Raw genomic sequence first — 16,570 nt, 5'->3', positions numbered from 1 at the left:
GGGCCTCAGCCGCCGAAGGAATCCAGCACCCTGCGCAGCGCCCGCTCGAAGACCCCGTCCAGATCGATCGGCCCGGGGTCCTCGGCGAAGCCGGCCGCCATCCTCGGGTACTTCCCGGTCGCTATCTGGCTGATCAGATAGCCGGTGCGCACGGCCTGCTCCTGCTCCTCGGACCAGGGGAGCGAGCGGCTGCGTTCCGCCGTGGCGATCTCGTTGGCCACGTAGGTGGTGACCACGCCGTTGACCATGGCGATCAGCTCCATCTTCTCGCCGAACCGCGCGTCGACCCCGTCCAGGCAGCTGAGCGCGTACTCCAGGTACCGCAGCGCGTTGGGGCTGAAGCCGTACACCGGCGACATCAGCCGGGGCACCCAGGTGTGGCGGTGCATCATCGCGCGGGTCTGGTGGGCGAGCGCGACGAGATCGGCGCGCCAGTCACCGGTCGGTTCGGAGAACTCGTAGCCGGCGCTGACCGCGTCGAGCATCAGCTCGTACAGGTCCTCCTTGCGCGGCACGTAGTTGTAGAGCGACATCGTGCCGCAGCCCAGCTCGGCCGCGACCTTGCGCATGGAGACCGCGTCGAGCCCCTCCGCGTCGGCGATCCGGACGGCCGCCGCCGCGATGTCCGCCCTGCTGAACGCGGGTCTGGGACCCCGGCCGGCGCGCTCGGGGCGCGCCCAGATCACTTCGGGTACAGCGGGTCGCCCCACCATCGATCATCACCTCGCCCCCCATCGTAGTTACGTACACCGTACGTAGTGCGCTACGGTGACCCCATGACAACTACGTACGCTGTACTCAGTGAAGGTCTGGAGAAGCGGTACGGCGAGGTCCACGCCCTGCGCGGCCTGGATCTCGCGGTGGCCGAGGGCACCGTCTGCGGGGTGCTGGGGCCGAACGGCGCGGGGAAGACCACCGCCGTCCGGGTGCTCACGACGCTGACGGCGCCGGACGGCGGCAGCGCCCGGGTCGCGGGCCACGACGTGAGGCGCGAGGCGGCCGCCGTGCGCGCGGCGATCGGGGTCACCGGGCAGGACGCCTCGGTCGACGGGGAGCTGACCGGCCGGCAGAACCTGCGGCTCTTCGCGAAGCTGCAGCGACTGCGCGGCACGGCGGCCCGCACCCGCGCCGACGAGCTGCTGGAGCGCTTCGGGCTGATCGAGGCGGCCGACCGCCCGGCCCGGACCTACTCGGGCGGGATGCGCCGCCGGCTCGACCTGGCCGCCAGCCTGCTGACCACCCCCCGGGTGCTCTTCCTGGACGAGCCGACCACCGGCCTCGACCCGCACAGCCGCAACCGGATCTGGGCGGCGGTACGGGAGCTGGCCGACCGCGGCACCACCGTCCTGCTCACCACGCAGTACCTGGAGGAGGCGGACCGGCTGGCCGACGACATCGTGCTGATCGACCGGGGCCGGGCCGCCCACCGGGGCACCCCCGCCGAGCTGAAGGCCCGGATCGGCAGCTACGCCGAGGTGGTCGTCGCCGACGGCTCCGCCGTGGTCCCGGCGGCCGGGGTGCTCGACCAGCTCACCGGCTCCGCACCGGTGCTGGACCACGAACACCGCACGGTGGGCGCCGTCACGACCGACACGACGCTCACCCTCCCCCGGCTCGTCCGGGAACTCGACGCGGCGGGGGTGCCGGTGGTCGACGTCGGCCTGCGCCCGCCGACGCTCGACGAGGTGTTCCTCCGCCTGACCGGCCGCGACGACGGCCGTACCGCCCCCGCGCCGAAGGAGACAGCGGCATGAACGGCACCGCGACGGTCCACGCCCCGCCCCCCGCGACGAGCACCCCCGTCGCCGACGCCCTGGCCGTGCTGGGCCGCCACCTCCAGCGCATCAAGGCCGCCCCCGGCGTGATGATCCTGACCCAGACCATGCCGATCACGATGCTGCTCTTCTTCGGCTACGTCTTCGGCAGCGCGCTGGCCGTGCCCGGCCGGGAGTACCGCGCGTTCCTGGTGCCGGGCCTGCTGGCGGCGACGGCGGCCAACGGCCTGATGGTCGGCATGTTCCAGTCGTCGCAGGACTGCCACCGCGGGGTGATGGACCGGTTCCGCACGCTGCCGATGAGCCGGGCCGCCGTGCCGTTCGGCCAGACCGCCGCCGACCTGCTGACCACGGCCGTCGGCATGGTGCCGCTGATCCTGGTCGGGCTCGCGGTCGGCTGGCGGATCGAGGGCGGACCGCTCGCCGTCCTGGGCGGCTTCGCGCTGCTGCTGCTCTTCCGGTTCGCCATGGCGTGGCTGGGCTGCTGGCTCGGCCTGCTGATCCGCAACGAGGAGATCGCCGGGCAGTTGGGCAGCGCCACCTTCGTGCTGCCGCTGCTGTCGAGCGCGTACATCCCGACCGGGAACCTGCCGGGCTGGCTGCGGACGGTCGCGGAGTGGAACCCGATCAGCGCCATGGCGTCGGCCGCCCGCGACCTGTTCGGCGGCGCCGCTCCCGAGGCCGGTGCCGCCTGGCCGGTCGCCCATCCGGTGGCCGGGACGCTGGCCTGGTCGGCGGTGCTGCTCGCGGTGTTCGTCCCGCTGGCCGTACGGAGTTGTGCGCGCGGCGGGAAGTGACCGCCCGCCCGGCCCGGGGACCCCGGGTCGCCCGGTTCAGCCGGGCAGCGCGCAGGGCCGGTCCAGGTCGCCGAGCAGCCTGACGAAGCCCGACTCCAGGAACTCCGCGAGCCGCGCCGCCGCGTCCGGGTCCTCGCGCGGCCAGCTGATCACGGCCTCCTCCGCGAACGCCGTCCAGGCGCGGGCGGCGACGGCCAGCCGCGGCGAGTCGGGCAGGCCGAGCCGACGCCGCCCCTCCGCCACCCTCCGGGCGAGGGCTGCCCTGGCCCCGTCGACGATGTCCTCCACCGCGGGGTGGCCGCCCGCGGCGCCCCGCACCAGGGCGAGGTGGACCCGGCGGTGCTCCAGCACGTACCGCACGAAGCCGGCGATGAACGCCCGGAGCCAGGCGACCGGTCCGAGCGAGGGATCCGGTTCCGTAGCGGCGACGAACGCGTCGCACTCCCGCTGCACCACGGCGCGGTAGAAGTCGCGCTTGGAGTCGAAGTAGTGGAAGAGCAGCCCGCGCGAGATGCCCGCCCGTCGCGCCACCTCGTCCGTGGAGAGCTCGTCCAGCGTCAGCTCGGCGAGCATGTCCCGGCCGATGGCGACCAACTGGGCCCGCCGTTCACCGGGGCTCAGTCGCCCGCCTCGCTTTTCGGACATACACACAGTCTAGGAGCGCTTCGGTTGCGCTGTACCGCGCCCCCGAACACAGCGAAACGCTGCCGTGCGCCCCGGGGATGACGGGAGGGCGGACGGCAGCGCGGCGCCGGGGTCGGTGGACCACCAGCAGACGGGCGTGACGGGACGTCGGGTCAGTGGCGGCTGCCGAAGAGCGAACGCCGCAGCCGCCGCAGCGGCGCGAAGAGCGAGACCCGCGCGCTCTTGCTCCGGTGGTGGTGGGCGGCGTCGCGCGAGGTGAGCTCGCGCATCAGCAACGTCGCCTCCGCGGCCTCCCGCTGCGGCACGGCGGGGCCGCCGAGCACCGCGAGATGGCGGTCGAGGCGCGAACTCGTCGCACCGCTCCCGCAGGTGATGGCAGGCACACGCGGCCTGCTCCGCATCGCTATCTGTTCCATGTCACTCCCCACCCGTACGAGGGCACCCGACCCGGGCAGGTTAACCCTATCGTCCCGCGCCGACACCTGCGCATCCCGGTGGCGGGATTACGCACACGCATACGGAGGTTGACCCCCGTTCAGGGATCCACCCGATTTCCGGGCGGTCCGGACGGAACGGAAACGGATGACACCATTCCGGCCGCCCGTCCACACCTGTTCGGAGCGACGGACAAGGGCCCGCGACCCACGGGGCCCTCGTCCGTCGGGCGGATCAGGCAGCCGACTTGAAGGCGGGCAGATAGCCGCTGGCCTGGCCGGTGGCGGTGGGGTGGTAGGACTCGCCGATGTTCAGCCAGTTGACGCTGTGCAGCCAGGCGCTCCCGGAGCAGATCTCGTGGCCGCTGAACTTCCCCGCGACGTCGACGAAGGTGAAGCCGTAGTTGGCGGCGCGCTTGGCGGTGGCCGCGTTGAGGTAGTCCGACGCCGAGTTGATCGCGGTGCGCACCTTGTCGCTCAGGCCGACGACGCAGCTGCCGCCGATCTGGTAGAAGCGCGGGTAGCCGAGGACGACGACCCGGGCGGACGGCGCCTTGGCGCGGATCGCCGAGTACACCGAGTCGAGGTTGCCGGGCAGGGTGGTGTCGACGAAGCTGCGGGCGGTGTTGACCCGGCTGAGACAGGTGGCCTCGGACTGGAGCACACAGGTCGTCATGACGTCGGCGAAGCCGGCGTCGTTGCCCCCGATGGAGATCGACACCAGATCGGTCGCGGAGCTGAGCGGGCCGAGCTGACCGGACTTCACATCGCCGGTCCGGGCGCCGGAGCAGGCGACGAAGGAGAACGAGGCGGGAGCGTTGGCCGCGGCCCAGAGGGCGGGGTACGCCTTGCTGCTGCGCTTGCAGCTGCCGCTGGCACTGTCGTAGCTGCCCGAGCCGACACCGGAGGAGTACGAGTCGCCGAGGGCGACGTAGTCGACGCCCTGGACGGACGTCGCGGCACTCGCGGTGGCGGCGCCGGTCAGCGCGAGCACGGCGCCGAGCAGCAGCGAGGACGAGAACGCCGCGAGTCTGGACAGCTTCATGGGACCTCCCAGGGACCGACCGGGAGACATCCGCCCGGTCTACACGAGTACGTGGTAGCAGTCCCGTCCCCCTCACCGGAAGTGTGCATGCCAAGTTCGCTCCATCAATTCACATGCGCCGGGCGGCTCTTCGGACCCGTATGTGCTCCTCGCGCGCCGTCGGCCGGGAGGAAACGACACGAAACCCTGGTGCGCCGGACCCCCCGGTGGCCGATCATGGGGCCATGTCCGCCAACCCCGAGTCCGCGCTGCCGATCCGGCTCACCGTCGACGACAGCGATTCCCCGTTGGACGTGGTCGACGCGCTGTTCCTCGGCCGCTTCGCCAACGGCGAGCAGCCGCACTCGCACAACACCACCCTGGAGCGCGTCAGGAAGGGCGCGAGCCTGCTGCCCCCGGACGCCTCGGTGCTCCGCACCGCCCGCGACGACGACCGCAGTGCCACGCTCGCCGAGGGCGACGGCTGGACCCTGCTCGTCTCGCGGTGGAACCGGGGCGCCGACGTCACGGTCACCGCCACCACCCCCGAGCTGGCCCGGAAGATCCTCGACCAGGCCACCGACAAGGCCGTGGACGAGCCCGAACCGCAGCCCGAGAGCGTGACGATGGGCTTCTGGTACGTCTCCCCGCGCCGCGGCCCGCACCGCACCACCCGGCAGATCAACGCCGGCACCTGGGACGAGGTCCGGGGCAACTACACGGCGCCGGTGGCCACCGCCATGGACCGGCTGATGAAGGTCACCCCGGACGACATCTCGGGCCGGCTGCTCCTGCTGCACGGCCCGCCGGGCACCGGCAAGACCTCCGCCCTGCGCACGCTGGCCCGCTCCTGGCAGGACTGGTGCCAGGTCGACTGCGTACTCGATCCGGAGCGGCTTTTCAACGACGTCGGCTACTTGATGGACATCGCGATCGGCGAGGACGACGGCACGGCCAAGGGCCGCTGGCGGCTGCTCCTCCTGGAGGACTGCGACGAGCTGATCCGCGGCGAGGCCAAGCACGCCGCGGGCCAGGCCCTGTCCCGGCTGCTGAACCTCACCGACGGGCTGCTCGGGCAGGGCCGCAACGTCCTGGTGGGCGTCACCACCAACGAGGACCTGGAGCGGCTCCACCCGGCCGTGGTCCGGCCCGGCCGCTGCCTCGCCAGGATCGAGGTGGGCCGGCTGACCCGCGAGGAGGCGGTGGGCTGGCTGGGCGCGGAGGACGAGATCGGCCGCGAGGGCGCGACGCTGGCCGAGCTGTACGCGCTACGGCGCGGCGGCGGCCCCGCCTCGGTGCCCCGGCAGGACTCCGGGGCCGACGCGGGCCTGTACCTCTGAGCCCGCCCCCGGAGCGCGTCCGGCACGCCCAGGCTCACTCCGGGTCGTACGCCGCCCGCAGCGCGTCCCGGGCCAGGGACAGCGCCTCCTCGTGGGAGAGGCCGAGCCGCCGCGCCTGTTCCGCGTAGGCCCGGGCGGCGGAGGCCGCGTGGCGGTCCGCCGCGTCACCGGCGGCGGCGACGAAGGTGCCGTTGCGGCCCCGGGTCTCGATCACCCCGTCGGCCTCCAGGGCACGGTACGCCTTGGCGACGGTGTTGGCGGCGAGGCCCAGCTCCTCGGCGAAGCCGCGTACCGTCGGCAGTCTGAAGCCGACGGGCAGCTCGCCGGAGCGGGCCAGTTCGGAGATCCGCGTGCGCAGTTGCTCGTACGGGGCGATACCGGCGTCGGGGTCAAGAACGATCTTCAGGGTCACCTCCTGATTGTCCCTCACCTCCGCCCCGCCACCGGAAAAATTCGAGGGCGCCGATGGATTCCTCCCCGTACCGTCCGGCGCATGACTGTCATCGTTCGCGATTTTCTTCCCACCGACGCGGAGGACTGGGTACGGGTCCGGCGGGCCGCTCTCCCCTTCATCGTGACGACGCCCGAGCGCGTCGCCTTCGACCTGGCCTCGGCCCACCCGGACAAGCGCTACCGGCTGCTGGTCGCGGAGGAGGACGGGGAGGTGATCGGGACGGCGCAGACCGGCCTCGCCCACGACAGCCCCGAACCCGGCCAGGGATTCTGCAACACGTACACGCACCCGGAACGCACCGGGCGCGGCGCGGGCGGGCTGCTGCTGCGCACCGCCGAGGAGCATCTGGCCCGGGAGGGCGCGGTCTCGGTCCACGCCTGGGTGCTCGACACCCCCTCGGACCGGGCCTTCGCCGAGAAGCGCGGCTACACGCCGAGCCGTCCGGCCCACTTCCTCCACCTCGACCTGGCGGGCGGTCCGCTGCCGCCCCGCCAGGAGGTCCCGGCCGGGGTCGAGCTGCGGACCGCCGCGGACTTCGCGGACGACCCCCGTCCGCTCTTCGAGGCGGACGCCGAGACCACGGCCGACGAACCGTCCGACACCCCGGCCGTGCTGTCGGACTACGAGGACTGGCTGAACCACACCTGGCGCAGCCCGGGACTCGACCACGAGCTGACCTCGGTGGCGGTGGTGGACGGCGAGGTGGTGGCCTTCAGCGCCGCCGAGACCGACGGGCGAACCCGGTACATGTCGGGGATGACCGGCACCCGCCGTGCCCACCGCGGCCGCGGCCTGGCCAAGCTCGTCAAGAACGACTCGCTGCACCGGGCGCGCGCCGCCGGCTACACGGACGCGTACACCGGGAACGACGCGGGCAACGGCCCGATGCTGGCGATCAACCGCTGGTTCGGCTACCGGATCTGCGCCACGGAGGTGCGCCATGTCCGCAGGCTCGGCTGAGTCCGCGCTGGTCGTCGCCCTGGTGAAGGCCGGGCGGACCAAGATCAGGTACCCGGCGGAGCCGGTCCGCGACGACGGTACCCGGATCACGGTGCGCGCGCCGTGGGCGGCGCCGGGGGTGCGGGACTTCGGCTTCGTCCGCTTCGAGCCGGGCGACGTGTTCACCGAGCACTACTGGCGGGACCGCTGGTTCGCGGTGAAGGAGGTCCGCACGGGCGCGGGCGTGCTCAAGGGCTGGTACTGCGACATCACCCGCCCCGCGGTGCTGCGGGACGGGGAGCTGCGGGTGGAGGACCTGGACCTCGACCTGTGGGTGTCGGCCGACGGCTCGTCCGTCCTGCGGCTGGACGAGGACGAGTTCGCCGAGAGCGGGTTGGCCGGGCGCGATCCGGCGGCGGCCGACGCCGCGGTGGCCGCGCTGGACGAACTGGAGCGCCTGGCCCGCGCCGGGAAGCTCGCGGCGCTGCTGGCCTGAGGACGCGGCGCGGGTCGCCTTCCGGAGCCGGCCCGGGCCGGTCGATCCCCTTGGGATCCTTGAGCCTCTTGAGCTCCTTGTGCCCCCTGAGCCGGGGCCGCGCCGCCCCGCCCGCCGTCCGGCTCGGGAGGCGATCCGTACCCGGTAGCCGCCGCCATCAGAACTCCACCTCCGTCCCGAAGTCAACCGCGTTGACGTAACGCTTCGCCTCCCCCGGGCCCCCGCGCGTACTCCTCCCCCCTCTTACGACAACACCATTGACGTGTAACGGGGACGGGAGTTTCATGACGTGCCAGCCGGGCTCTCCGGCCACCTCTCCCCCGGGCTCCATCCCCCGGGCCCGTCACCGGGCCCGGCCTTCCGTGAGCCCTCCTCCCGAGCAAGGCGACGTTCATTGGCGGCATCAGTGAAGAACGCGAGAATCACGCCAGACCCTGGCGACCAGGCCCCCCGGGCGGCCATGCGCCAGTCCATCGGCGTCGTGGACGGCATCGTCCTCGCCGCGTCGAGCACCGCGGCCACCAGCAGCATCGGAATCGGCCTCGGTCTGATGGCGGCCATCGTCGGCCTCCATCTCCCGGCCATCATGCTGCTCGCCTTCCTGCCCGTGCTCGGCATCGCGGGCGGCTACGGCCGGCTCAACCGCGTCGAGCCGAGCGCGGGCAGCAGCTACCAGTGGGTCGGCCGCGTCCTCAGCCCCTGGCTGGGCTTCCTGGTCGGCTGGGTCAACGTCGTCGGCACCATCGTGTTCATGGCCTACACGACCACGGTCACCGGCTCGGCGGTCATCCAACTGCTGGGCCAGGCCGGGCTCCACCGCGTCGCCGGACTGGACCTCGACGCGAACTCCACCTTCCAGTCCACCCTGCTCGGCATGGCCGTCCTGATCGCCGCCGCGCTGGTGGCCGTCCGCGGACTGGACCTCGCGGCGCGGCTCCAGAAGTACCTGCTGGTCTTCGAGTACGGGGTGCTGCTCGCCTTCTGCGGCTACGGGCTGTTCGCCGGTGACCAGCCCTTCTCCTTGCAGTGGTTCAACCCCTTCGACATCCCCTCGGCGGCGGCCCTCGCCCAGGGGATGGTGCTCGCGGTCTTCTGCTACTGGGGCTTCGAGTCGGTCTTCAGCGTCGGCGAGGAGGTCGGCGACCCGAGGGACGCCTCGCGCGGCGGGTTCATCGCGCTCACCGTCATGCTGCTCCTCTTCCTGCTCGCCGGCACCGCCTTCCAGCGCGTCCTGCCGCTGGACGAACTGGCCGACAACGGCGCGCAGGGGCTGGCCTACTTCGGTACGAAGCTCGCCGAACAGCCGCTGGCCGCCCTCCCGCTCATCGCCCTGATGTTCTCCGCCGTGGCCTCGCTCCAGGCGTCGGTCATCCCGACCGCCCGGGGGATGTACGCGATGGGCCGCGACGGTGTGCTCGGCCCCGTCTGGACCCGGCTGCACCCCAGGCACGGCACACCTGCCGCCGGCACCCTGCTGATCACCGCGATCGCCCTGGCCCTCGCCGCGCTGGCGCTGATCATCCCCACCGTCAACGACCTGATCTTCGCCTCGGTCAACGCGATCGGCATCGTCGTCGCCCTGTACTACGCCCTCACCGCCGCGGCCGCCGCGGTGCGCTTCCGCCATCTGCTGCGCTCCGCACCGCTGGAGGCCCTGCGCGCCGTCGTCGGTCCGGTGCTGGGCGCGCTCGCGCTGCTCGCCACCGGCGGCTACCTCGCCTGGACCTTCTACCGGTCCACCGACCACTTCGAGGTCTCCGCCGACAACGGCTGGTTCGCCCTGCTCGTCCCGGTCCTGATGATCGGCTCCGGGCTGGTGGCGGCCGCGTGGGCCCGCTGGCACCACCGGTCGCCGTACTTCACGACCGGCCGCACCCCCGCCGCGGGCGACGGCTGACCGGCCTCGCCCACCCCTCGGCGCCGAGACCCCGTCCGGTCCCAACCCCGTCCGGTTCCGGCGCCGTTCAGTCCCTGCGCCGTTCAGTCCCTGCGCCGGGCCCAGGCGTCGGCGTACGGTGCCGGTTCCTCGGGGGCCGGGCGGGGGCTGCGGGCCCCGGCGACCAGTTCGACCTCGTACCCTGCGGCGTCCTCCAGGTAGGCGGCGGTGTGCTCCTCGCCGCCCGCGTGCGGGTAGCGGTCGGCGAAGAGCGGCCGCCAGCCGTGCTCCGGGGCCCCGGCCACCAGGGCGTCGAGGGCGGCCCGGTCCCGGACGTGGAAGGCGAGGTGGTTGAGGCCGGGACGGTGGCGGTCGTGCGGGCCGGGCACCAGGTCTGGCGACCGCTCGACCACCACATAGCTCTCGCCGCGCCGCCAGCTCCGCCCGTTCTCCCAGTGCTGGTACGGGACATGGCCCAGCTCGCCGAGGAGCCAGCCCCAGCTCCGTACGGCCGCCCCCAGGTCGGGCACCCACAGCTCGATGTGGTGCACCGCGCCGCTGCCCGCGCCGCCGACCGGCAGCGGAACGGCCCGGCGGACGCCGTCCGGCCGGTACGCCACGGGGTCGCCGTCCTCGTGCCAGTGGATCAGGAAGTGCTCGCCCGCCCGGTAGCCGTCGAGCCCCGCCCGGCAGTAGGCGACCATGTCGTCCGGGAGGGCGTGCAGCGGGAACCAGCCCAGCTCGGAGCACTTGTCCGGCTCACGGTTGTCCGGCGGCCGGGCGGGGTCGTACTCCGCCTCGAAGAACCAGCCGGTGCGGGGCGCGCCGCCCGGCCCCCGGTGCTGCATGACCAGGGCGACCCGCAGCTCCTCGGGCCCCAGCTCCACCCCGATCTCCTCGGCGGCCTCGCGGATCATCGCCTCGCGGACGTCCTCGCCGTCCTCGACGTGCCCGGACGGGGCGTGCAGCAGCCCGTCCGCGTATCCCGTGCCGGCGCGGCGGGCGAGCAGCACCTCGGGGCCCCGGCGCAGGATCAGATGGACGTCGACGACCTCGGTGTGCCGGTGCGGCGGCTGGGCGCGGGCCACCAGGGCGTACCGCTCGTCGTCGACCCGCTTGCCCCACAGGTGCGGGTCGTCGGAGAGCGGCTCGTGGTGGACGCGTTCGGTGCAGGACGCGAGGAGCCCGGTCAGCCGCTCGGCGGAGAGGCCGACCCCGCCCCAGACGCCTTCGATCAGGATCAGCCGGCCGCCGGGCCGCAGCAGGGCGAACCAGTGCCGCAGCACCGCCTCCGGGTCGGGCAGCAGCCACATCACATGTCTGACCATGATCACGTCGAACCGCTGGCCGCCCACGGGCGGGCGGGCCGCGTCGCCGACGTGCACCTCGGTGTCCGTGCCGGCGAGCTTGGCCCGCGCCAGCTCGGCCATGCGCGGGGAGCGGTCGACGGCGGTGACCCGGTGGCCCTGGTCCGTGGCGAGCAGGGCCAGGCTGCCGGTCCCGCAGCCCAGGTCGAGGATGTCGGAGCGGCCGCCGGGCAGCCAGCTCTCCAGCCGCCGCGCCCAGGCGTCCCGGACCACCGGGTCGAGCAGCCCGTGGTCGGGTTCCTCGTCGAAGGAGTCTGCCGCGGAGTCCCAGTCGATGGTCGTCATGCGTCGATCGTGCCAGTCACCACCGCCTGCCGCGCCCTCCGATGCGGCGCACGCCGGTGCGGGGAAGCCCGTTCCCCCGCACCGGCGTTGCCGTCATCCGACGGCGGAGGCACAGGTGGTGGGGGTGGCGTGCGCCGGATCGAGGGCGTTGGCGACTTCGTGGTACGCGATCCGGTCGACGGTGCCGATCGCCACGTGCTCGGAGAGGTCGACCGGGCAGAGGTCCTGGAGCAGGACGTTGCGCACGTCGGGTCCGTCCAGGAACTGGCTGCGGTACGGGGTCACGACCTCGTCGTACCGGGTCGCGATGACGGTGTAGCGCACCCCGGGCACGGTGTCCGGGAGGGAGTTGAGCTTCTTGATGAACGGGGAGCCCGCCACCTGGTCGGCGAGACCGGGGGTGTTGGCGTTCAGCAGGTCCTCGGCCCCGGGGAAGTACGGGAGCAGCTTCGTCAGGCCGAGCAGGGTGGTGCCGTGGTTGTCGGGGGCGATCCCGACCATGGCGTTGACCTTGGCGGCGCCGCCGAGGAACTTCAGGTAGTAGTTCGGCATCATGCCGCCCTGCGAGTGGCCCACCAGGTCCGCCTTGGCCGCGCCGGTGGAGGCGAGCACCTTGTCGACGAAGACGGCGAGCTGTCCGGCCGACTTGTCGACCGGGCCGAGGCCGTTGAAGACCGGTACACCGGGCAGTTGTCCGTAGTCCAGCGAGAAGACGCAGTAGCCCCGGTTCACGAGATAGGGGGCGAGGACCAGCCAGTTGTCGACCGAGTTCCCGAAGGTGCCGTGGACGAGGACGACGGGGCGCGGGTGGGCCGCGGAGGGCTTGCAGGAGTAGTCGTTCCAGCCGCGCGAGGGGGCCGTGGCGGTGGGGGTGGCCGCGGCGGCAGCGGCGGTGGGGGTGGCGACAGCGGCGACGGCGAGGAGCAGTGCGGCGAGGGTCCTTCGCGTACGTGGGGTGCGCGGCGCACGTTTCCGGGGCAGCATCGTGTGGTCTCCTTGCGGCTTTGGGGAGGTTGCGATGTCTGTACGCCCTGCGGCCCGGACCACAAGATCTGACGCTGGTTCCGTGGTGCTTCCGAGCCAAATTACGCGCGGGTAGGGTGGCGTGGGAAGTTACGCGTCGGTAAAAAATGCGGGCCGCGCCGAGCCCGTCCGTACGGCGTACCAACCGCCCCGGGACCGACCGCACGGGCCGTTCCGTCGGCTCCGGGGGCGGTACGGCCGCACGTCACTCGCAGAAGATTCGCACCTTCGCCTCGGGGTCCTCGACGTCCACACTGACCTCGTCGAGCTGGTCGACGAGCTCCTCCAGATCCTTCGGCTTGAGCTCTGCGAGATCGATCGGCACACCGGACCTGCGCAGTTCCTCGTTGGCCCGGGCGACCGCCCTCGGCGGGAGCAGGCTCGTGAGCCGGACCCCGGCGCGCAGCAGTTGGAGCGGCACCCGTATGTCGACCCGGCTCGGCCCCTCCCCGGCGGTGTCCGCCGCGTCCACCACCATCACGCGCAGGTACCTGCGCCGGTTCCCCTGCCGGGAGGCGGTCTCCTGGCGCTCCCGGGGCAGGTCCCGTTCGAGGGCGTCGATCAGCCGCTCGGCCTCGTCCGCGGTGATCTTTCCGTCGGCCAGCATCCGCAGGACCTGGCGGCGTTGCTCGTCCATGACTGCCCCTTCGTTCTTCCGTGTCATCTGATGGTCACCAGCAGGGCCGCGCGGCCCTGTTCGATCTCGAACCGGGTGCCGGGGAGCGCCCACAGCAGCCGCCCGGCGCCGAGCAGCGCCCCCACCGGGCTCACCCGGAGGACGAGGCAGCCGACCAGCGCGGCCACCGCGGCGAGCAGGAGCAGGGGCGCCAGCAGCAGCACCACCGGCAGGACGGGTACGTACAGTCGTCGGCGGCGGCCGTCGGAGCGGCGCAGACCCACCGTCACCAGCTGCGGGATCACCGGGACCGCTCCAGCTCGTCCAGCGCCTCCCGGGCGCTGATCTCCCCGCGCTGCAGCCGGTCGACGACCTCGGCGGCACCGGTGGGTGCCGGGTCGGTGTCGACGAAGTCGAGCTGCCCGGCGATCCGGTTCAGCCGGGACTTGACCGTCGGATAGCTGACTCCGAAGATCCGCTCCATCTCCTTGATCGAGCCGTGCGCCCGGACGAACGCGGCGACGAACACCTGATCGTCGACTCCGAGCCGGGCCAGCTGGGGCGGCTCGAAGTCCCCCTCGATCGCGACGCCGTTGTCGGCGAGACGGACCCGCTCGACCACGAAGGGCCGACCCTGTGTCAGGTCCGTCAGCTCCTGCCAGTCCATCCCGACTCCCTCACTCCTCCGCGCCACACCGACCACTCATTCTTACCTTGAGTTTTCTTATGTGGCAACGATGAAAACTTGATTTCATCAATCTTCATCTGAATTTTTCTTGTCGGAGGCGACTGTCGCACAGGCCCCGGACGGATCCGTCCGGGGCCGCCCCGTACCCGGACCGACGGGGCGCTCAGCCGTTCGGCCCCGCCCCGCCTGCACGATCGGACGGCACCCTCCAGCGTGGGGACATGACGTTCGCTGACGAGGTGAAGAACGCCGTCACACCGCGGGCCGCGCTGCTCGTCATCGGTGTGCTCGCGCTGCAACTGCTGTTCATCGCGTCCTACGTCGGCGCCCTGCACCGCCCGACCCCGACGGACGTGCCGTTCGGTGTGGTCGCCCCCCGGCAGATGTCCGCCCGGCTCGTCACCGAACTGAAGGACCTCCCCGGCGGCCCGCTCGATCCCCGCGAGGTCGCCGACGCCGCCGAGGCGCGGGCGCGGATCCTCGACCGCGAGATCGACGGCGCCCTGATCGTCGACCCCCGGTCCACCACCGACACCGTGCTGGTCGCCTCCGGCGGCGGCGCCTCGCTGTCGACCGCCCTGACCAGGATCCTCACCGAGGTCGACCAGAGCCGGCAGCGCACCGTGCGGTCCGTGGACGTGGCCCCGGCCTCCGTACAGGACGCGGGCGGGATCTCGTCGTTCTACCTGGTGGTGGGGTGGTGCGTCGGCGGTTACCTCTGCGCCTCGATCCTGGCGATCAGCGCGGGCGCCAAACCCGCCAACCGGCGGCGCGCGGTGATCCGCACGGGCGTGATGGCGCTCTATGCCGTGCTGGGCGGGATCGGGGGCGCGATCATCGTCGGGCCCGTCCTCGGCGCCCTGCCCGGGAGCTTCTGGGGGCTGTCCGGGCTGGGCGCGCTGACCGTCTTCGCCGTCGGCATGATCACCCTCGCCCTCCAGGCCCTCACCGGCATCGTCGGCATCGGCCTGGCGGTCCTGATCGTGGTGATCGCGGGCAACCCGAGCGCGGGCGGCGCCTACCCGCTGCCGATGGTCCCGGACTTCTGGCGGGCGATCGGCCCCGCCCTGCCACCCGGGGCGGGCACCTGGGTCGCCCGCTCGATCGCCTACTTCCGGGGCAACGCGGTCACCGGCCCGCTGCTGGTGCTGTCCGCGTGGGCGGTGGTGGGCACGGCCGTCACCCTTCTGACCGCCATCCGCCGCACCCCGGAGGAACTCAGCGGCGCACGACCGCCGTTCGGCTCGACGGTCGACTGACACCCGCCCGGCCCCGCCCGGAACGGCCCTCGGCCCCGTCCCGGGAAGAAAGGGGCTGGCGAACAGGGTGCCCGGAAGCTACGCTGCCCCGCGATGACTACTCACCTCCTCAGCGGATTGGGGGCTCCTACCACGCAAGGTGTGTGCTGATGCGCACTTCTGACGTGGAAACGGATCCCCGACTGTCCTTCTGGCGGCGCGTGCGCGAGTTCGCCGTTCCGCCCTCCGTGATCGAGACCGCGACCGCCCGCCGCCGCGTCGGCGACTGGGCGGGGGCCTGCGCCGCCGCGGGTATCGACATCGACCTCGCCCCGCGCGCCGTGGCACGCGTCCACGGCCGGGAGTTCGCCGCCCGGCTCCGGGACGACCTCCGCCATCTCGCGCCCGACCTGCTCCGCTGGCACCTGCCGAGGGCCGCTCCCCGCGGACTGCTGCGCCCGGGACTCACCCTTTCCCTGGCCCGGTACGCCACCGGGGGCCCCGGGCCGGTGCGCCCGGTCCATCTGGTGGTCCGGACCCCGCCCGCCTGGGCGGACGCCGGTCAGCGGATCTCCCTCGCACTGTGGGACTCCGCCGCCCCCGGTACGGACGCCCGCCGCCACCCGCACCCCCGCCCGAACCCACGGTTCCGGCTCGACCTGCACCGCCATCTGTGGGACGCGCGCCGGGCCGGTGAGCTGCGGACCCGTTCCGGCACCGACGTGACGGAAGCGGTTCCGGACCGTGTGCGGGCGGTGGTGCCGGACGAGCTGCACTGCGCCACCGGCCGGTGGGCGGCCGAGGCGGAGATCCTGCTCCGGGCCGAGGGCCGCTCCGCCGGGACGGTCGCCGTGCGGCTCGGGGCCCGGCAGCGGCTGCTCCTGGAGCTGGTCGCGGAACGGGACGGCACCGGTCCGCCCGTGCCGCGGATCGCCTCCGCCGCCCCGGACCCGGGGGGCGGCACCGGCCGTACACCGCCGGTGCTGCCCGACGCGGCGACCTGGGTGCTGCCCGACCTCGACCTGCTCCGTACCGGTGCGATCGAGGCCGACCGGCTGCATCCGCTGGTCCTCGCCGCCCTGCTCCCGGGGCGCCCCGCGGCCCCGCCCGCCCGGCGTCCGGACCCGCCCGGGGCACCGCGCACCGTGGAGTGCCGGGGCGCCCTGCACCGGATCGGCCTGGTCGACGGGGTGCTCTCCCCGCTCGACCACGACCCGGTCGAGCTCCGCCGGGAGGAGCTGCTGGTCGCGCTGACCGGCACCCCGCTCCCCTGCCTCCGCGCCATCGACGAGGCCCACCGCCGGCCCGACTGCCTCCCCGGAGTACGCGAACGCCTGGACCACGGCGACATCACCGGTGCGCTGGCCGTCGTCGAGGGGCTGCTGGGCCCCGGCGCGGTGCTGCGCGGCGGCGAGCTGCGGGACGAGCTGGAGACGGCCGCGCGGCGGCGGATCACGTACGGGCTGTACCGGGCGGGCCTCGCCGAGGGCCCCCCTCGCGCCCCGTACCACCGCCCCGGCCGCCGTCGCCCGCGCCGCACGGCAGCGAACTGACCCCGGCCCCTCCGGCACCA

At 73.2% G+C, this 16,570-nt stretch carries 18 protein-coding genes; 8 read left to right on the top strand and 10 right to left on the bottom strand.

Annotated elements, in window-relative coordinates:
* Positions 1 to 5: 5 nt before the first annotated feature.
* Positions 6 to 713: a TetR/AcrR family transcriptional regulator gene (locus tag ACF08W_RS12830; RefSeq protein ID WP_352279264.1), complete on the bottom strand. Its 708-nt coding sequence runs from the start codon at positions 711 to 713 to the stop codon at positions 6 to 8.
* 63 nt (positions 714 to 776) lie between these two features.
* Here ACF08W_RS12830 and ACF08W_RS12825 point away from each other — a divergent pair, with 63 nt between their 5' ends.
* Both ACF08W_RS12825 and ACF08W_RS12820 read left to right on the top strand, forming a co-directional pair.
* A complete protein-coding gene (locus ACF08W_RS12825) occupies positions 777 to 1,754 on the top strand; it encodes an ATP-binding cassette domain-containing protein (RefSeq protein WP_385210456.1) in 978 nt (325 codons plus the stop codon).
* On the top strand, positions 1,751 to 2,572 hold the full coding sequence (locus ACF08W_RS12820; protein ID WP_392279266.1) for an ABC transporter permease: 822 nt from the start codon (positions 1,751 to 1,753) through the stop codon (positions 2,570 to 2,572). Before ACF08W_RS12825 ends, ACF08W_RS12820 begins: the two co-directional genes overlap by 4 nt.
* A 36-nt stretch (positions 2,573 to 2,608) precedes the next feature.
* Here the strand turns inward: ACF08W_RS12820 and ACF08W_RS12815 are convergent, their stop codons facing one another.
* The 3 genes from ACF08W_RS12815 to ACF08W_RS12805 all read right to left on the bottom strand — a co-directional run bounded on the left by ACF08W_RS12815 (position 2,609) and on the right by ACF08W_RS12805 (position 4,696).
* The gene (locus ACF08W_RS12815; protein ID WP_352279268.1) at positions 2,609 to 3,217 is read right to left on the bottom strand and encodes a TetR/AcrR family transcriptional regulator; all 609 of its coding nucleotides are present in this window, start codon (positions 3,215 to 3,217) and stop codon (positions 2,609 to 2,611) included.
* Between the two features lie 152 nt (positions 3,218 to 3,369).
* Positions 3,370 to 3,633: a hypothetical protein gene (locus ACF08W_RS12810; protein ID WP_352279269.1), complete on the bottom strand. Its 264-nt coding sequence runs from the start codon at positions 3,631 to 3,633 to the stop codon at positions 3,370 to 3,372.
* A gap of 253 nt (positions 3,634 to 3,886) precedes the next feature.
* Positions 3,887 to 4,696 carry an SGNH/GDSL hydrolase family protein gene (locus tag ACF08W_RS12805; RefSeq protein ID WP_352279270.1) on the bottom strand — a complete coding sequence of 270 codons (810 nt, stop codon included), beginning with the start codon at positions 4,694 to 4,696 and terminating at the stop codon, positions 3,887 to 3,889.
* A 224-nt stretch (positions 4,697 to 4,920) separates the two neighbouring features.
* On the opposite strand from ACF08W_RS12805, the gene ACF08W_RS12800 reads away from it, so the two are divergent.
* Positions 4,921 to 6,015 carry a DUF5925 domain-containing protein gene (locus ACF08W_RS12800; protein WP_352279272.1) on the top strand — a complete coding sequence of 365 codons (1,095 nt, stop codon included), beginning with the start codon at positions 4,921 to 4,923 and terminating at the stop codon, positions 6,013 to 6,015.
* A 34-nt stretch (positions 6,016 to 6,049) separates the two neighbouring features.
* Here the strand turns inward: ACF08W_RS12800 and ACF08W_RS12795 are convergent, their stop codons facing one another.
* A complete protein-coding gene (locus ACF08W_RS12795) occupies positions 6,050 to 6,427 on the bottom strand; it encodes a GntR family transcriptional regulator (protein ID WP_385210446.1) in 378 nt (125 codons plus the stop codon).
* A gap of 81 nt (positions 6,428 to 6,508) precedes the next feature.
* On the opposite strand from ACF08W_RS12795, the gene ACF08W_RS12790 reads away from it, so the two are divergent.
* The 3 genes from ACF08W_RS12790 (at position 6,509) to ACF08W_RS12780 (ending at position 9,801) form a co-directional block, all read left to right on the top strand.
* The gene (locus ACF08W_RS12790) at positions 6,509 to 7,429 is read left to right on the top strand and encodes a GNAT family N-acetyltransferase (protein WP_385210443.1); all 921 of its coding nucleotides are present in this window, start codon (positions 6,509 to 6,511) and stop codon (positions 7,427 to 7,429) included.
* Positions 7,410 to 7,904 (top strand): DUF402 domain-containing protein, encoded by a 495-nt coding sequence (locus ACF08W_RS12785; protein ID WP_392279265.1) that lies wholly within the window; start codon positions 7,410 to 7,412, stop codon positions 7,902 to 7,904. The genes ACF08W_RS12790 and ACF08W_RS12785 overlap by 20 nt, the downstream gene beginning before the upstream one ends.
* Positions 7,905 to 8,364: 460 nt before the next feature.
* Entirely contained in the window at positions 8,365 to 9,801 is a 1,437-nt protein-coding gene (locus ACF08W_RS12780; RefSeq protein WP_392279264.1) for an APC family permease, read from the top strand.
* Positions 9,802 to 9,884: 83 nt separating this feature from the next.
* On the opposite strand, the gene ACF08W_RS12775 is transcribed toward ACF08W_RS12780, so the two are convergent.
* From ACF08W_RS12775 to ACF08W_RS12755, 5 genes are all read right to left on the bottom strand, one after another.
* Entirely contained in the window at positions 9,885 to 11,432 is a 1,548-nt protein-coding gene (locus ACF08W_RS12775; RefSeq protein ID WP_392279263.1) for a trifunctional class I SAM-dependent methyltransferase/NUDIX hydrolase/VOC family protein, read from the bottom strand.
* 93 nt (positions 11,433 to 11,525) lie between these two features.
* Positions 11,526 to 12,416 (bottom strand): alpha/beta fold hydrolase, encoded by an 891-nt coding sequence (locus tag ACF08W_RS12770; protein ID WP_352279282.1) that lies wholly within the window; start codon positions 12,414 to 12,416, stop codon positions 11,526 to 11,528.
* Positions 12,417 to 12,660: 244 nt separating this feature from the next.
* Positions 12,661 to 13,092 (bottom strand): hypothetical protein, encoded by a 432-nt coding sequence (locus ACF08W_RS12765; RefSeq protein ID WP_392279262.1) that lies wholly within the window; start codon positions 13,090 to 13,092, stop codon positions 12,661 to 12,663.
* 23 nt (positions 13,093 to 13,115) lie between these two features.
* Positions 13,116 to 13,376, bottom strand: coding sequence for a hypothetical protein (locus tag ACF08W_RS12760; RefSeq protein ID WP_385210430.1), 261 nt, complete (start codon positions 13,374 to 13,376; stop codon positions 13,116 to 13,118).
* Positions 13,373 to 13,738, bottom strand: coding sequence for a DUF2089 domain-containing protein (locus tag ACF08W_RS12755; RefSeq protein WP_352279286.1), 366 nt, complete (start codon positions 13,736 to 13,738; stop codon positions 13,373 to 13,375). Before ACF08W_RS12755 ends, ACF08W_RS12760 begins: the two co-directional genes overlap by 4 nt.
* Positions 13,739 to 13,980: 242 nt before the next feature.
* Between ACF08W_RS12755 and ACF08W_RS12750 the strand changes: the two genes are divergently transcribed.
* Both ACF08W_RS12750 and ACF08W_RS12745 read left to right on the top strand, forming a co-directional pair.
* Positions 13,981 to 15,018, top strand: a complete 1,038-nt coding sequence (locus ACF08W_RS12750) for a DUF3533 domain-containing protein (protein ID WP_352279288.1) — start codon at positions 13,981 to 13,983, stop codon at positions 15,016 to 15,018.
* 149 nt (positions 15,019 to 15,167) lie between these two features.
* Complete coding sequence (locus ACF08W_RS12745; RefSeq protein WP_392279261.1) at positions 15,168 to 16,550, top strand: hypothetical protein; 1,383 nt, start codon at positions 15,168 to 15,170, stop codon at positions 16,548 to 16,550.
* Positions 16,551 to 16,570: the final 20 nt, after the last annotated feature.

It is taken from the genome of Streptomyces sp. NPDC015144 (assembly GCF_043079735.1).
GTDB lineage: Bacteria > Actinomycetota > Actinomycetes > Streptomycetales > Streptomycetaceae > Streptomyces.
Note: the sequence above shows the minus strand (reverse complement) of the source record. Positions and strands in the feature narration are given on the sequence as shown.

Excerpts from the sequence above, each read along its gene's own strand:
- ACF08W_RS12830 (WP_352279264.1), bottom strand. The coding sequence starts at position 713 with ATGGTGGGGCGACCCGCTGTACCCGAAGTGATCTGGGCGCGCCCCGAG.
- ACF08W_RS12825 (WP_385210456.1), top strand. The coding sequence starts at position 777 with ATGACAACTACGTACGCTGTACTCAGTGAAGGTCTGGAGAAGCGGTAC.
- ACF08W_RS12820 (WP_392279266.1), top strand. The coding sequence starts at position 1,751 with ATGAACGGCACCGCGACGGTCCACGCCCCGCCCCCCGCGACGAGCACC.
- ACF08W_RS12815 (WP_352279268.1), bottom strand. The coding sequence starts at position 3,217 with ATGTCCGAAAAGCGAGGCGGGCGACTGAGCCCCGGTGAACGGCGGGCC.
- ACF08W_RS12810 (WP_352279269.1), bottom strand. The coding sequence starts at position 3,633 with ATGGAACAGATAGCGATGCGGAGCAGGCCGCGTGTGCCTGCCATCACC.
- ACF08W_RS12805 (WP_352279270.1), bottom strand. The coding sequence starts at position 4,696 with ATGAAGCTGTCCAGACTCGCGGCGTTCTCGTCCTCGCTGCTGCTCGGC.
- ACF08W_RS12800 (WP_352279272.1), top strand. The coding sequence starts at position 4,921 with ATGTCCGCCAACCCCGAGTCCGCGCTGCCGATCCGGCTCACCGTCGAC.
- ACF08W_RS12790 (WP_385210443.1), top strand. The coding sequence starts at position 6,509 with ATGACTGTCATCGTTCGCGATTTTCTTCCCACCGACGCGGAGGACTGG.
- ACF08W_RS12785 (WP_392279265.1), top strand. The coding sequence starts at position 7,410 with ATGTCCGCAGGCTCGGCTGAGTCCGCGCTGGTCGTCGCCCTGGTGAAG.
- ACF08W_RS12780 (WP_392279264.1), top strand. The coding sequence starts at position 8,365 with ATGCGCCAGTCCATCGGCGTCGTGGACGGCATCGTCCTCGCCGCGTCG.
- ACF08W_RS12775 (WP_392279263.1), bottom strand. The coding sequence starts at position 11,432 with ATGACGACCATCGACTGGGACTCCGCGGCAGACTCCTTCGACGAGGAA.
- ACF08W_RS12770 (WP_352279282.1), bottom strand. The coding sequence starts at position 12,416 with ATGCTGCCCCGGAAACGTGCGCCGCGCACCCCACGTACGCGAAGGACC.
- ACF08W_RS12765 (WP_392279262.1), bottom strand. The coding sequence starts at position 13,092 with ATGGACGAGCAACGCCGCCAGGTCCTGCGGATGCTGGCCGACGGAAAG.
- ACF08W_RS12755 (WP_352279286.1), bottom strand. The coding sequence starts at position 13,738 with ATGGACTGGCAGGAGCTGACGGACCTGACACAGGGTCGGCCCTTCGTG.
- ACF08W_RS12750 (WP_352279288.1), top strand. The coding sequence starts at position 13,981 with ATGACGTTCGCTGACGAGGTGAAGAACGCCGTCACACCGCGGGCCGCG.
- ACF08W_RS12745 (WP_392279261.1), top strand. The coding sequence starts at position 15,168 with ATGCGCACTTCTGACGTGGAAACGGATCCCCGACTGTCCTTCTGGCGG.